Source organism: Bacteroides sp. HPS0048, from assembly GCF_964240755.1.
Classification (GTDB): Bacteria; Bacteroidota; Bacteroidia; order Bacteroidales; family Bacteroidaceae; genus Bacteroides; species Bacteroides nordii.
The window spans coordinates 34,000-49,292 of the sequence record NZ_CAXSVC010000028.1; the positions used below are offsets into that span (position 1 = coordinate 34,000).

Consider the following 15,293-nt stretch of genomic DNA (forward strand, 5'->3'; position numbering starts at 1 on the left):
TTTTTAATAGAATCAAATAGGGAGAAGACGACTTCGTTTTCTTCCTATTTTTGTTTTCTACCCCCCCTTAACAACATAGAAATGTTATTTGTTATCAAAGAAATAGTATAATACCATCCGTTATTATTATCTTTGTGAATGAATAGTTTTAAAATAATTAATGTAATTAATTGTATTTGAATATATCAGGATGAGTTTTATCAAACGTATTTATCTATTTATATTATTCTCTGCAATAGGAATAATGACACTTTCTGCTAATGATAACGGAAGCATCAAGTTTTCTCATATATCACTTAACAATGGATTGTCGCAAAGCACCGTCTTCTCTATTGCACAAGATAAAAGAGGAAATATGTGGTTTGCCACTTATGATGGAGTAAACAAATTCGATGGATATGATTTTACTATTTATCAGCATGACGCTTCTGATCCACACAGTATAGCCAATGATATAGCCCGTACTGTTATGACCGATAGTCAGGGACGCATATGGATAGGTACGCGAGACGGACTTTCATGGTACAATGAAGAAAAAGATTTATTCAGAAATTTCTTCTATAAGAAAAACGGAAAGAATACACAAGTAAACGGCATTGCGGAAATCAATCCGGAACAACTCCTCATCAGTTCGCAGGAAGGACTATTGCTATTTAACGTTAAAGACACCTGCTTCATAGATAATAAGCTGAGCACAGAGATGCATCAGCTGAAAGCCTCCACCATCAGCAGGCAAGGAGAAAATATATATATTGGTACAAACAATGGATTATTTGAGTATTCCATTGGTACAGGACGCTTAAGCACGGTAACCAATGCACTGGATAATAAGCAAATACAAGCTGTCTTGTTACAATCCCCCACCCGCTTATGGGTAGCAACCGAAGGCGCCGGGCTCTATTTGTTGAATCCCAAAACAGGAGAAGTAAAAAACTACCGCCATTCACCCGGAACGCCACAATGCATCAGTTCCAATTTTATCCGTTCACTTGCACTGGATTCACAAAACAGATTATGGATCGGCACATTCAATGACCTGAACATCTATCATGAAGGGCATGATTCTTTTGTGTCTTTCAGCAGTAACCCGGTAGAAGACGGTAGTTTGTCACAAAGTTCCGTACGTAGCATTTTTATGGACTCGCAAGGAGGTATGTGGCTAGGTACCTACTTCGGAGGACTCAATTATTATCACCCCCTAAAGAATCGCTTCCGTAACATCACACGAATTCCTTATCAGAATTCGCTGAACGATAATGTAGTAAGCTGCATAATTGAAGACAACGAACGCAATCTATGGATAGGAACCAATGACGGAGGACTTAACCTATACAACCCTAAAACAAAGCGTTTCTCTTACTACACTCTGCAAGAAGGTAATAAAGAAGGCATTGGTTCTAATAACGTAAAAGCAGTATATGTAGACGAGAAACAAGGGCGTGTATACATTGGTACACATGCCGGAGGACTAAGTGTGCTCCAACGTAATACAGGGCGCATCGAGCATTTCAATATGCAAAACAGCGAGTTGCTGGATGACAACGTATACGCTATATTACCGGATGGAGAACAGAATCTCTGGTTAGGGACTCTCCAGGCACTCATACGATTTAATCCGGAAAAACGTTCGTTTACCGTCATTGATAAAGAAAAAAACGGAAACGAAATTCCCAACCGCCGCATTACTACTCTTTTCCGCGACTCCCGACAACGTATTTGGGTAGGAGGTGAAGAAGGACTATGCATTTATAAAGTAGAAAACGGAGAAGTAGAATCCCTTCACCTCATTGAACCAACCTCTTCGTTGGCAGGAGCATTTATCAACTGTGTGTATGAAACACAAAATGATGTGTTCTGGATAGGAACACGTGAAGGAGTATACAGCTATAATGAAAAGAAAAATACAATAAAGCATTATACAACAGCCAACGGACTCCCCAATAATGTGCTCTATGGGATATTGGAGGACTCCTTCGGACGTCTGTGGATGAGCACTAACCGAGGATTGACTTGTTTCAATCCAGAAACAGAAAAATTCCGCAATTTCACGCAGACAGACGGAATACAAAGTAATCAGTTTAACTCGTCTTCTTATTGCCGTACTTCGACCGGACAGATGTACTTTGGAGGGATTGCCGGAATCACGACTTTCCGTCCGGAATTGCTGATAGACAATCCATATACTCCTCCGGTGGTTATTACAGGACTTCGTTTGTTCAATAAAATAGTGCGCCCGGATGATGAAACGGAAATACTGACACGAAACATTGCAGATACAGAAAGCATAACATTGAGTTCTCACCAGTCGGCTTTTTCACTGGATTTTGTAGTATCCAATTATATTTCGGGGCAACACAATACATTTGCCTACAAATTGGAAGGATATGATAAAGAATGGTATTACCTGACCGACAAACAACCTGTGTCCTATTCCAATCTGCCTCAAGGAACATACAACTTTCTCGTAAAGGCGGCTAATAGTGATGGAAAATGGAACGAAACGCCAACTCAGCTTGAAATCGTGGTACTTCCTATATGGTATAAAACGTGGTGGGCTATTCTTTTATTTGTTGCTACATTCACCGGATTCATTACGTTTGTATTCCGCTTCTTCCTGATGCGCAAAAGTATGGAAGCCAAATTGGTCATGGAACGAATGGACAAAGAGCATCAGGAGGAAATTAATCAGATGAAGATGCGCTTCTTTATCAATATATCTCATGAATTGCGTACTCCACTAACGTTAATAATGGCACCACTGCAAGAAATCATCAGCCGCATTAGTGACCGATGGACGCGTAACCAGTTAGATTATATACAGCGTAATGCCAACCGCCTGCTCTATCTGGTAAATCAATTAATGGATTACCGTAGAGCAGAATTGGGAGTGTTTGAGCTGAAAGCAAGAATGGGAAATGCACACCAACTAATAGAAGATAACTTCTTATTCTACGATAAGCTGGCTAAACAGAAAAAGATTCATTATACTTTGCATTCGGAAGTAGAAGAAAAAGAAATGCTCTTCGATACAAACTATCTTGAACTGATTGTAAATAATCTGCTTTCAAACGCCTTCAAATACACGCAGGAAGGACAAAGTATTACAGTAACACTGAAAAAGGAAAACGACTTTCTGCTATTGCAAGTTAGCGATACGGGAATAGGTATTCCTATCAATAAACAAGCTAAAATATTTGAGCGCTTCTATCAAATAGAAAGCGAACATATGGGGAGTGGTATCGGTCTTTCACTGGTACAAAGGCTGGTAGAACTACATCATGGGCATATAGAGCTGGAAAGTGAAGAAGGTAAAGGAAGTACATTCTCTGTTTACCTGCCACAGGATCCGGCAATATACAATCCGGCAGAATTAGCTTCAGATATGGAGGAAGAAGTCAAAGTGCACACTACCAATCCGAAAGATATGTACTTCATTGATACGGCAACCGTAGAAAAAGAAGTGGTGGAAACGGGTGACAAGAAACGAGGAACAATCTTAATTGTAGAAGATAATAAAGAAATCCTTCACTATCTGAATCAAGGGTTATCCGAACTGTTCAATACAATTGGAGCATATAATGGCGAAGAAGCTTTGGAAATACTGAAAGAAAAAGATGTAGACGTAGTAGTGACAGATGTTATGATGCCGGTAATGGATGGCATTAAACTGTGCAAAAGCATCAAACAAAATATACGAACCTGCCACATACCTGTAATCATACTATCAGCAAAAAGTGAAGTAAAAGATCAAATGGAAGGATTGCAGGTAGGTGCAGATGACTATATTCCGAAACCATTCTCACTGAGCATTGTGATGACAAAGATTCAGAATATGTTACGTACGCGACATAGAATGCTGGAACGTTATTCCAAATCATTGGAAGTAGAACCGGAAAAAATAACATTCAATGCTATGGATGAAGCATTGCTAAAACGTGCTGTGGCTATTGTAGAGAAGAATATGGATAACATTGAATTCTCTACCGATGAGTTTGCACGCGAAATGAATATGAGCCGTTCTAATTTACATCTGAAATTAAAAGCAATTACCGGAGAATCTACTATCGACTTCATACGGAAAATCCGTTTCAATGAAGCATGTAAACTATTAAAGGACGGAAGATATACAGTATCTGAAGTAAGCAGCATGGTAGGCTTTAATACCCCCTCCTATTTTGCTACAAGCTTCAAGAAATATTTCGGATGTTTGCCTACAGAATACATAAAGAAAAGAAAAGGATAATATTTATACTTCGTACTATATACTACATAATGACACTTCTTACCCCCTTCCAAAGGGGGTAATTCGACAAGACTAATATTTCACTGCACAAAACTAAAAGAAAAAAAGTCGTTTTTAAATAAAGCTGCTACAACCTGAATTATTCGGGAGTATGCGTTAATATACCTTTGCTACATAATAAAATTACATGTAGAATCTTTATTAACAAATTACCTGAATGAAACATCTTTTTCTTTTATCTAATGAACAATCTTCCGACATGAAAATGTTGGAAGCAACCTATCTTTCAGCTATTACTAACACGTTCAGCAGTCAAACACCAATGCCTGTGGAACACATGTTAGACCTTAACTATCATTTTTAAACTAACTAAAAACGATCTAAAAACAATGAACTTTAAAAAGCTAACCTCAGGTTTCTTAGTAATCCTGACTGTTACATCACTGATTCTGACCGGGACTTCTTGCTCGGACACAGAAACTACAGATTCGACTCCTTTTGCAATTTATTATTCGGGAATGACTGATATCGGCCCTTCAATGAATGCAAAAATAAGCGCCCCTACCTATATTGGTGCGACTCCGGCAGACTTTACAATTACTAAAATTATTCTTGAAAATGAAAGTGTAAACTCCGAAAGCTTCGTTATTGATGCTACAACCGGAGAAATAGAAATCAAGAATAGCGATAATCTGGCTGTCGGACTGTATCATCTTTCTATCTCCTGTGTATCCAACGGAAAGACATATCACTTTACAGATGCCGTATCTATCAACATGATGTGTCCTGTACCGGAAGGTATCACAGTAGAGCCCAACCTGTTGACAATTGACTATGCTGACGTGAAGACTTCAGATGCCAAAGCACAGGTAAAAACGGAAGGTGAACATGTATCTATCAGTAAATACTCTATTGCAGAAAGTGGTTTCAAAGATTACTTCACTGTTAACGCAAGTGGTGAAGTCAGCATTAATAAGAACTATGAAGGCGATATTCTACCGGGCATCTATAAAGTAGCTTTAAAGCTACAGACAGAAGCCGGAGAAGGTATTTTTGCAGATGCTGTGACCTTTAACATCACTTCTAAACCATTAGCTCTGACCTATACTCCCAATAAAGGAAAAATGGAAGAAGCTACCGAAGGCCCCACTTCATACACCACCAATGTACCTACACTAAAAGGTTCATTGGAAGGTGTTGTTTATCGCATTGCCAATATAACTCCTGCCACTGATAAGATTAAAATTGATGCTTCAACAGGTGTCATTTCTGTAGCAGAAGGACATGGTTTCAAAGCAGACGAAACCTATGTTATAGATGTAAATGTAAAAAACATCTATAATACAACAGAAGAAGCAGATAAAGTATTCGAAGGTGTATTCACATTGGAAGTAGTTGGTTTTATTGCTCCGATTGAAAACTTTACCTATGAGAATGTAACAAAAACACAGGCAACCCCATTCACCATTGCACATACAGACGCATTCAAAGGTGACGAAGTAACCTTTGAATTAGGTGAACTGGCTGCTGAACTTCAGGGACAACTGAATATCGATGCGACAACAGGTACCATCACTGCAAAGAAAGGTAATACGATTCCTGTAGGTACCCATACAGTAGCTGTAAAAGCCAAAAACGTAAAAGGGGAACAGACCACTACCTTTACACTCGCTATTGAAAAGAATAAGAACTTCTTTACTACCATTACCTATGGTAATAATCTGGGACTACCCGAAGGCAGCGCTTTCCAATACAGGTTCAACTCTGCCGAAGAGTTGGCTAAAACTGTCATCCCCGCACCGAAAACAGATATTCCGGAAGGTGTTACAGTAACTTGGAAAGTACAGAACAAACTCAACATGAGTAATGGTAAAGTAGGTAAAGACGGTGCATTGAATCTGGCAAATATTACATGGAAAGATGCAATGTGTGGCATGATTATGGTGACAGCTACAGCCGGTGAAGGTGACGAAGCCGTATCAGTAAGTGTACCTGTATTCTTCCATTTTGCAGCACCAGTAAAAGATGTAACTATCAATTATACTCCATTCGTACTTCAGGTAAACCCCAAGACAGGGGGACGCTCTGTAGCTCCGACTGTTACAGGAGCAGATAAAAGTAAAGTATTAATGGATTATCGACGTGACTTTAGTTATTACAACATCAACGGAAGCGAAAGTCACATCAGCGGAATGATGAAAAATGACGGTAAAACGGATGACTTCTTCATGAATCAGGTATGGCGTAACTTCTACACCGCAATCGGAGTAAAACCAAACTACGGTGCACGCAAACCAATGTCATATTATGATAACGCAGGTTCGGAAACGACCACACTTGCATATATAGACCCTGCAGACAAATCAGTAGTTATCAATCCGGGTAAATGGATGGGCGAAGATAAAGTGTATGCCAATGGTGTCATGAGCGGACAAATTACATTTGTAACCGATGGAGCCAGTGCAGGCTTAGGTAACGGTAATAAGATTTTTCCGATTCTTGTTTGGTTTGATGAGAAATTTTAATCTATATCTTATATTATAAATAATGAGTAATTCAATGATAAATAAAGCTATGAGCCAAAGAGGGTGGATGACCCTCTTAGCTCTGATTATGTCAATCAGCTTATATGCCCAGAATACAATTAAGGGAGTAATAGTTGACGAAACAGATTTCCCACTGATCGGAGCAACCGTAATGGTGAAAGGAACTTCCAATGGAGGAGTAACCGATCTGGATGGAAAATTTACAATTACCGCCAAAAAGGGAGATGTATTGTCAGTTTCTTATATTGGTTATAAGCCACAGGAAATAAAAATACAGGATCAGAAAACACTGAATATCAAAATGGTTCCGGACAATGCAATGCTGGATGAAGTGGTTGTAGTAGGTTATGGTTCAATGAAGCGTTCGGACCTGACCGGATCAGTATCATCGGTATCTGCCAAAAATGTTGAAGGTTTCAAGACCGGTTCGGTAATGGAAGCTTTAGGAGGACAGGTAGCCGGTGTACAAATCACACAAACAGACGGTACTCCCGGTTCTGGTTTTGATATCAAAGTACGCGGTATCGGCACAATGACAGGAGATGCTTCTCCACTGTACATTGTAGATGGTTTCCAGGTAGACAATATTAATTATCTCGCTAACTCGGATATTGAATCAATTGAAGTATTGAAAGATGCTTCCTCAGCTGCCATCTATGGAGCACGTGCAGCCAATGGTGTTGTAATGGTAACTACAAAATCAGGAAAAACCGGCCGTCCTGTAGTAAGTTATAACGGTTCTACAAGTTACCGTAAGATCTCCAAGATGCTGGATTTGCTGGATCCGTACGAATTTGTAAAATTACAGATGGAAGTTAATCCCAGTAAATATGCAAATACGTATTATAGAACCGGTGAAGATGACAATGGTGTTCCTTACAGATATCAGTCTATGAATGATTATATCGGTGTACAAGGTGTAGACTGGCAAAGTGAGACATTCCGCCCGACCTGGTCACAAGATCATAACCTGTCTGTAATGGGTGGTAATGACAATACGAAGTATACACTTTCATTCTCCCGTTACAATGAAAATGGTATATTCAACAATAGTGGATTTGATAAAACATCCGGTAAATTCCGTGTGAATCAGAAAGTAACTAAAAACGTATCTTTTGATGCTACCATCAACTATTCAAATACAAACAAGAAGGGTGCAGGCACATCCGGAGATTCCGGTCGTTTCAATATGTTAGCTCAAATTCTGAGTGCCCGTCCAACCGGTGGTCTTGCATTAACGAATGAAGAACTGTTGGCAGCTGCTATCGACCCATTGGAGTTGGAAAGTAGTGAAAGCCTCGCACAGGTAAATCCTATTATGCAGACCCAATCTGTTACGAATACAAAACGTTCTGAAATGTGGTCGGGTAACCTGTCTGTAACCTGGGAAATTATAAAAGGGTTAACATTCAAAACAGCCGGAACTTACAATACGACCAATACCCGTACGAACATTTTCTATAAGAATGGTTCGAAAGAAGCCTACCGTAACGGACAGAAACCTTATGGTCAGACTCAAATGGGACGTGACCTCCGTTGGACGAACTATAACAACCTTACCTGGAAACAGAAAATCAAAAAGCATTCTTATGACGTGATGTTAGGACAGGAAATCTCATTCAAAAGCTCTGAATACCTATTAGGACAGGCAAAAGACTTCCCTTTTGACAACATGGGTAATGACAACTTAGGTATCGGTGCAACGCCAAGTAAAGTAGCTACTTCATACAGCGACAAAACATTAGTATCATTTTTTGCCCGTGGTAACTATAGTTACAACAATCGTTATTTGTTGACTGCCACTGTACGTGCTGACGGTTCTACGGTATTCTCTAAAAAGCATAAATGGGGATATTTTCCCTCATTCTCTGCTGCATGGAGGGTGTCTGAAGAAAACTTCATGAAGAATCTGGAATTCATTTCAAATGCTAAAGTACGTTTTGGTTGGGGAACAGTAGGTAATGACCGCATATCCAACTACTTATCTATGGACTTATACGAACAGAGCAAATATGGTGTAGGCGGAAGTACAGTTACTGTATTAACTCCGAAACAACTGAAAAATGAAAATCTGAAATGGGAAGGTTCTACCACCATTAACTTAGGTTTTGACCTGGGCTTCCTTGACAATAGGCTGAACCTGACAGCTGATTTCTTTATCAAAAACACGAAAGATTTGTTGCTGGCACAGAGTCTGGCACATGTCACCGGATTCTCTTCTCAATACCAAAACATTGGTAAGATTCAGAATCGTGGTATCGAACTTAGCCTGAACAGTACAAACATCCAGAGCCGTAACTTTACCTGGCAAACAGATTTCAACATTTCATTCATTCGCAACGAATTGAAATCACTTCAGTCAGGAGTACAGTCTATGTATTCCCGTTCAGGGTTCAGCTCTGACTTTACAGACTATGATTACGTAGCTACCGTAGGTTCTTCTCTGGGATTAATTTATGGATATGAATTTGATGGTGTATATCAAAGTTCCGACTTTATTACTACTCCGAACGGTTCACAGCAACTAAAACCGGGCGTAACACGTAATGATCGCTATACTACCGGTCCTTTGGTTCCAGGGGTTGTGAAATATAAAGATCAGGATGGTGACGGTGTAATCACCACTAACGACCGTACGGTAATTGGTAATGCTATTCCCAAATGGTATGGTGGTTTCACTAATACATTTAACTATAAGGGCATCGATCTGAGTGTCATGTTCCAATTCAATTATGGTAACGATGTATACAATGCAACCCGCCTTTATGCCACCCAGACTCAGAACGAACGTACCAATCAGCTGGCAGAGGTTGCAGACCGCTGGACTCCGACCAATGCATCCAACAGAGTACCTTCGGCCAAAGGATACGTAAAAAATGAACTATATTCACGTTTCATTGAAGACGGTTCATTCCTGCGTTTGAAGAACGTGACACTGGGTTACACACTTCCTGTCAACTGGACAAAGAAAGCATATATTTCTAAATTACGCGTATATGCTTCAGGCCAGAATCTCTTCTGTATTTCGGGTTATAGCGGCTATGATCCTGAGGTAAGTACAGCAAGCAGTAGCCCGATGACTCCCGGACTTGACTGGGGTGCATATCCAAAGAGTAGAGTAATTACATTCGGACTTGATATTCAATTCTAATCAAATGACAACAATGAAAAAGATATCCTATTATATATTCGCAGCATTAATGTGTGCCACTTCCCTCTCCTCTTGCTCAGACATGCTTGCGGAAGAGTCAGCTGTAGAAGTTGATAAATCGAAATACATGAACAATGCTTCAGAAGCAGAAACCGTGTTATTAGGTGTTTATCGCAATATGGTGACTGATGCACTGTACAGCTATAATCTATCCATACTGTTCAATATCACCAATGACATTGCACAATGTGAAGGTAACTCGACAAATGCATTCCGTGAAATCCCGGCCAATGCCTTCACCACAAGTAACTCCAGTGTTCAGTCTACCTGGTCTACATTGTACAACTCCATCTACAATGCCAATGATTTTATTGAAACACTGGAGAGTAAAGTGGGCAACTATACAGAAGGCGACAAGAAGCTGGCAAACATCTATATGGCAGAAGCAAGAGCTTTGCGTGGTTTATATTACTTCGAATTAGTTCGCTGGTATGGTAATATCGCACTCATGAAAAACACCCAGATGTCCAATCAGCATCCGTCTACTTTTGTACAGGCAGATCCGGCTGAGGTATACCGTTTTATTGAAGATGATCTGAAATTTGCAGCAGATAATCTGCCATATTCAACCGAGGACGATGTACGCAAAGAGAGCAGCTTCCGCATGTCAAAAGGTGCTGCTTTAGGATTGTTGGCTAAAGTATATGCTACATGGGCAGGATACCCTGTACATGACACCTCTAAATGGGAACAGGCTGCACTGACTGCTCAGACCCTTATTGAATCGAAAAAGCACAGCTTACTACAGAATTATGAACAACTATGGAAAAACACCTGTAACGGTGTGTGGGCCCCTGAAGAGAGCTTAATTGAAGTAAGTTTCTATGCCCCTACCGTAACAGGAACAAACAGCGAGGACCCTGTAGGACGTATCGGTAAGTGGAACGGCGTGATTGCAAACGAAATCCCAGGCGTACGCGGACGCAATGCTGGTAATGTGAAAGTTCTCTATACTTTCTACCGTGACTGGGAGAATAAAGAAAACGATTTGCGTTGTAATCTCTCTATCGCCGATTATAAATATGTAGGTACTGTAAAAACTCCATATTCAACCAAAGGCCCGGACGAAGACCAAAAGAACTGGCAACTCCTTACTCCGGCTAAATGGGACACAGAAAAGTATGTAAGCAAAAGTAATGTACTGATCAATGGTGAACGTTCCAATATAAATTGGTACATCCTGCGCTACTCAGATGTATTATTATTGTATGCAGAAGCCTTGAACGAATGGAAAAAATCTCCCAATGACGATGCTTACAACGCTATAAACATGGTACGCCGTCGCGGATTCGGACTTCCGGTAGACGCAGCTAGTAATTTTGCAGACCTGCCTGCCGGACTCGATTATCAAGGTTTCCAGAAAGCCATCCGCAAAGAACGTGCATACGAGCTTGCTTTTGAAGGACATCGCCGCCAAGATCTTGTACGCTGGGGAATCTATGCAGAAGCAATTGATGAAACAGATACAAAACTGAGAAGATGGTTCCCGAATGCAAATTACATAGCATACGATTTTACAAAGAAGGGTAAACACGAACTGTTTCCCATCCCGCAAAGAGACAAAGATCTTATGATACAGTTCAAACAAAACCCGGGTTGGAATTAATTCCGAATTTCTATAAAAACAAAGCAAGAGGGTGCCACAGAGTACCCTCTTACATAATATTAATAGCAAATTCAACAAAAGTAATACTATAGTGGACTTATTCCAATTCCTTTTCAACATTCGTACAATAAAAATACATCTTGATTGAGTACATTTGCAATATAACAAAATCACATTTAACAACTGCTTATTAAAAAATGAATAACATGAAAAAGAACCTTGTGCTCTTTGCTTCGCTTGCGGTCGTTGCTCTGTCATCGTGCAACACTACTCCAAAGGAAGACTACAGCTGGATTAAAAAAGGCATTGATGTAGCTTCTGCACAGCTCAAACTTACAGCTGAAGAAATTGCCGACTCAACAAAAATGCCACGTTCCATCTGGACCGGCTATGACATGAATTTCCTTTGTCAGCAATTAGAACGAGATTCACTTACTTTTAAGGATTCACTTCGCACCCATCCTCAGGCATATAAGTTAGGGAAACGCCGTCTTTGCGGACTACTTGACTGGACAAGCGGATTCTTTCCCGGAACGTTATGGTATACTTACGAGCTGACAGGTGATAATGCATTAAAAACACAAGCTGTTAAATATACAAATATGCTGAATCCGGTACGCTACTATACGGGTACACACGATCTTGGTTTTATGATAAATTGTAGCTATGGCAACGCAAAACGTTTATCACCCAATGATACCATCTCCGCTGTAATGGTAGAAACAGCAGAAAATCTTTGTTCACGTTTTAATGAGCCAATTGGTGCAATCCGTTCATGGGACTTCGGAACATGGAACTTCCCGGTTATCATTGACAACATGATGAATCTCGACCTGTTATTTACAGCCAGCAAAATGACAGGTAATCCCAAATACAAAGACATTGCTATCAAACACGCACAAACTACCATGAAGCACCACTTCCGTCCGGACTATACCTGCTGGCACGTAATCAGCTACAACAATGATGGTACAGTGGAACGCAGACAGACTCATCAAGGCAAAAACGATGACTCTTCATGGGCACGCGGACAAGCATGGGCGGTATACGGATACGTATCCTGCTATCGTGAAACAGGCGACAAAGAATACTTGGATTTTGCTACTAAAATTGCCGATATGATCATGGCACGGGTAAAAACAGATGATGCTATACCTTTGTGGGATTATGATGCACCCGAGGGTGAAGGAACTCCGCGAGATGCTTCAGCAGCTTCTGTTACAGCTTCCGCCCTCATTGAAATGAGTACAATGGTTCCGGATGGAAAGAAATACCTGGATTATGCAGAAAAAATTCTGAAGAGCCTCTCAAGCGATGCTTATCTGGCCAAAGCAGGTGATAACCAGGGATTCATTCTGATGCACTCTACCGGTTCACTACCCAATGGCTCGGAAATCGATACTCCACTGAATTACGCAGACTATTACTACATGGAAGCTTTGAAACGCTTTATGGACTTGAAGGGAATAGAATATAAGAAGCTGTAATAAGGTTATAGAGCTATAAAGTTATAGGGTTATAAAGTTATATTTTGTGAGCTTGATAACCAAATCCTATAACATCATAACCCGATAACTTTATAACATTACAACTCCAATAACATCATAACTCTATGACCCGATAACTTTATAACATTATAACCCTATAACATTAAAAAACTATCATGTTAAACAAAACATTTAAATTAATCACTCTGCTTGTTATTGCATGTTTTGCAAGCCAAGCAGGTGCTCAGGAATTGAAAAGCGAAGTATTCTCGCTCCTCAACCTGGATTATCCGGGACTTGAGAAAGTGAAAGCTCTCCACGAAGAGGGTAAGGATGAGGATGCCGCCAAAGCATTACTCGACTACTATCGGGCACGGACTAATGTGAAGAGTCCGGATATCGATCTGCAAAACCTTAAAATCAGCAAGCAGGAACAGAAATGGGCCGACGATGGTTTAGAGCACACTTTCTTTGTACATAAAGGTTATCAGCCTTCTTACAACTACGGTAAAGACATTAACTGGCAATACTGGCCGGTGAAAGACAATGAATTGCGTTGGCAGTTACACCGTCACAAATGGTTCACTCCGATGGGAAAGGCTTACCGCATCTCCGGTGACGAAAAGTATGCAAAGGAATGGGCTTTTCAGTATATCGACTGGATCAAGAAGAATCCTCTGACAAAAATGGAAAAAGAGCACTACGAACTTGTCAGTGCAGGCGAAGTGAAAGGAAATGCTGAAAACGTACGCTTTGCATGGCGTCCACTGGAAGTTAGTAACCGTCTGCAAGACCAGACAAGCCAGTTCCTGTTATTCCTCCCCTCTTCATCCTTTACTCCGGATTTCCTCACAGAATTCCTTGTAAATTACCACAAACATGCTGTACACATCCTAAACAACTATTCGGACCAGGGCAACCACTTATTGTTCGAGGCACAACGTATGATCTATGCAGGAGCTTTCTTTCCCGAATTCAAAGAAGCGGCAGCATGGAGAAAGAGCGGCATCGATATCCTGAATCACGAAATTCATGTACAGGTATACGAAGACGGCGGACAGTTTGAGCTCGACCCACATTATCACCTGGCAGCTATTAATATCTTCTGTAAGGCATTGCGCATGGCAGATGTAAATGGGTTCCGTAATGAATTCCCACAGGGTTATCTGGATACCATCGAATCAATGATTACTTTCTATAGTAATATCTGTTTCCCTGATTACTCTAATCCTTGCTTCAGCGATGCTAAATTAGGTGATAAACCAGCTGAAATCAACAACTACAAAGACTGGGTAAAAATCTTCCCGAAAAATGAGCAGATACTTTGGTTTGCTACAGAAGGTAAAAAAGGAAAGAAACCGGAGAACTTATCTAAAGGTTTTCTGAAATCAGGCTTCTTTACTTTCCGCAATTCATGGAATACAGGCGCTACAGTAATGGTAGTGAAAGCCGGCCCCAAAGCATTCTGGCATTGCCAACCGGATAATGGCACATTTGAACTTTGGTTTAATGGCAAAAACCTCTTCCCAGACAGTGGTGCATACGTATACGCCGGCGAAGGTGAAGTGATGAAATTACGTAACTGGTTCCGCCAAACGATGGTTCACAATACGTTGACACTTGATAACAAAACATTAGAGACCACAGAGTCTGTAACCAAACTTTGGCAACCGGAAGGTGACGTACAAATATTAGTAACTGAAAACTCCAGCTACAAAGATTTGAAACACCGTCGTTCTGTATTCTTCGTTGAAAATAAATATTTTGTGATTGTAGACGAAGCTGTAGGTGCTGCCAAAGGTAAAGTAAATCTGCACTACCAACTGTGTGAAGGTAAAGTGAACATTGATCCGAAAACAATGACAATTACTTCTGACTTTGGAGGTAACAGTAATGTGAAACTACAATGCTTTGCTCCGAAAGGTACAACATTGGAAACAGAAGAAGGATGGCGCTCTACTGCCTATCGCAAACGCGTTGAACGTACTGCCGTAGCCTTCAATGTAGGCAAAGATAAAGAAGAGGCCGTACGTTATATCACGATTATCTACCCGACTGAGGACAGTGCCAAAGCCCCCAAATTGTCGGCAAGTTTCAAAAATAAGAAGTTTGACGAAAATGCACTGGAAGTAGAAGTGAAAATCGATGGTAAGAAACAGTCATTGAAATATAAAATCAGCGATTAGTGATAAGTAGTTAG

The 15,293-nt window shown here is 40.4% G+C and carries 5 protein-coding genes and 1 pseudogene; all 6 read left to right on the top strand.

Going from position 1 to position 15,293, the window contains the following annotated elements:
* Positions 1–274 precede the first annotated feature (274 nt).
* Positions 275–4,243, top strand: a pseudogene (locus ACESQI_RS18375) (two-component regulator propeller domain-containing protein); the annotation flags it as partial.
* Between the two features lie 389 nt (positions 4,244–4,632).
* On the top strand, positions 4,633–6,768 hold the full coding sequence (locus tag ACESQI_RS18380) for a surface glycan-binding family protein (protein WP_195349856.1): 2,136 nt from the start codon (positions 4,633–4,635) through the stop codon (positions 6,766–6,768).
* 34 nt (positions 6,769–6,802) lie between these two features.
* Positions 6,803–9,940 carry a TonB-dependent receptor gene (locus tag ACESQI_RS18385; RefSeq protein WP_002561945.1) on the top strand — a complete coding sequence of 1,046 codons (3,138 nt, stop codon included), beginning with the start codon at positions 6,803–6,805 and terminating at the stop codon, positions 9,938–9,940.
* A 13-nt stretch (positions 9,941–9,953) separates the two neighbouring features.
* Complete coding sequence (locus ACESQI_RS18390) at positions 9,954–11,606, top strand: RagB/SusD family nutrient uptake outer membrane protein (RefSeq protein WP_373126701.1); 1,653 nt, start codon at positions 9,954–9,956, stop codon at positions 11,604–11,606.
* 197 nt (positions 11,607–11,803) lie between these two features.
* On the top strand, positions 11,804–13,093 hold the full coding sequence (locus ACESQI_RS18395; protein ID WP_025866938.1) for a DUF4995 domain-containing protein: 1,290 nt from the start codon (positions 11,804–11,806) through the stop codon (positions 13,091–13,093).
* Between the two features lie 176 nt (positions 13,094–13,269).
* Positions 13,270–15,279 carry a heparin-sulfate lyase HepC gene (gene hepC, locus ACESQI_RS18400; protein ID WP_373126703.1) on the top strand — a complete coding sequence of 670 codons (2,010 nt, stop codon included), beginning with the start codon at positions 13,270–13,272 and terminating at the stop codon, positions 15,277–15,279.
* The last annotated feature ends 14 nt before the right edge of the window (positions 15,280–15,293 follow it).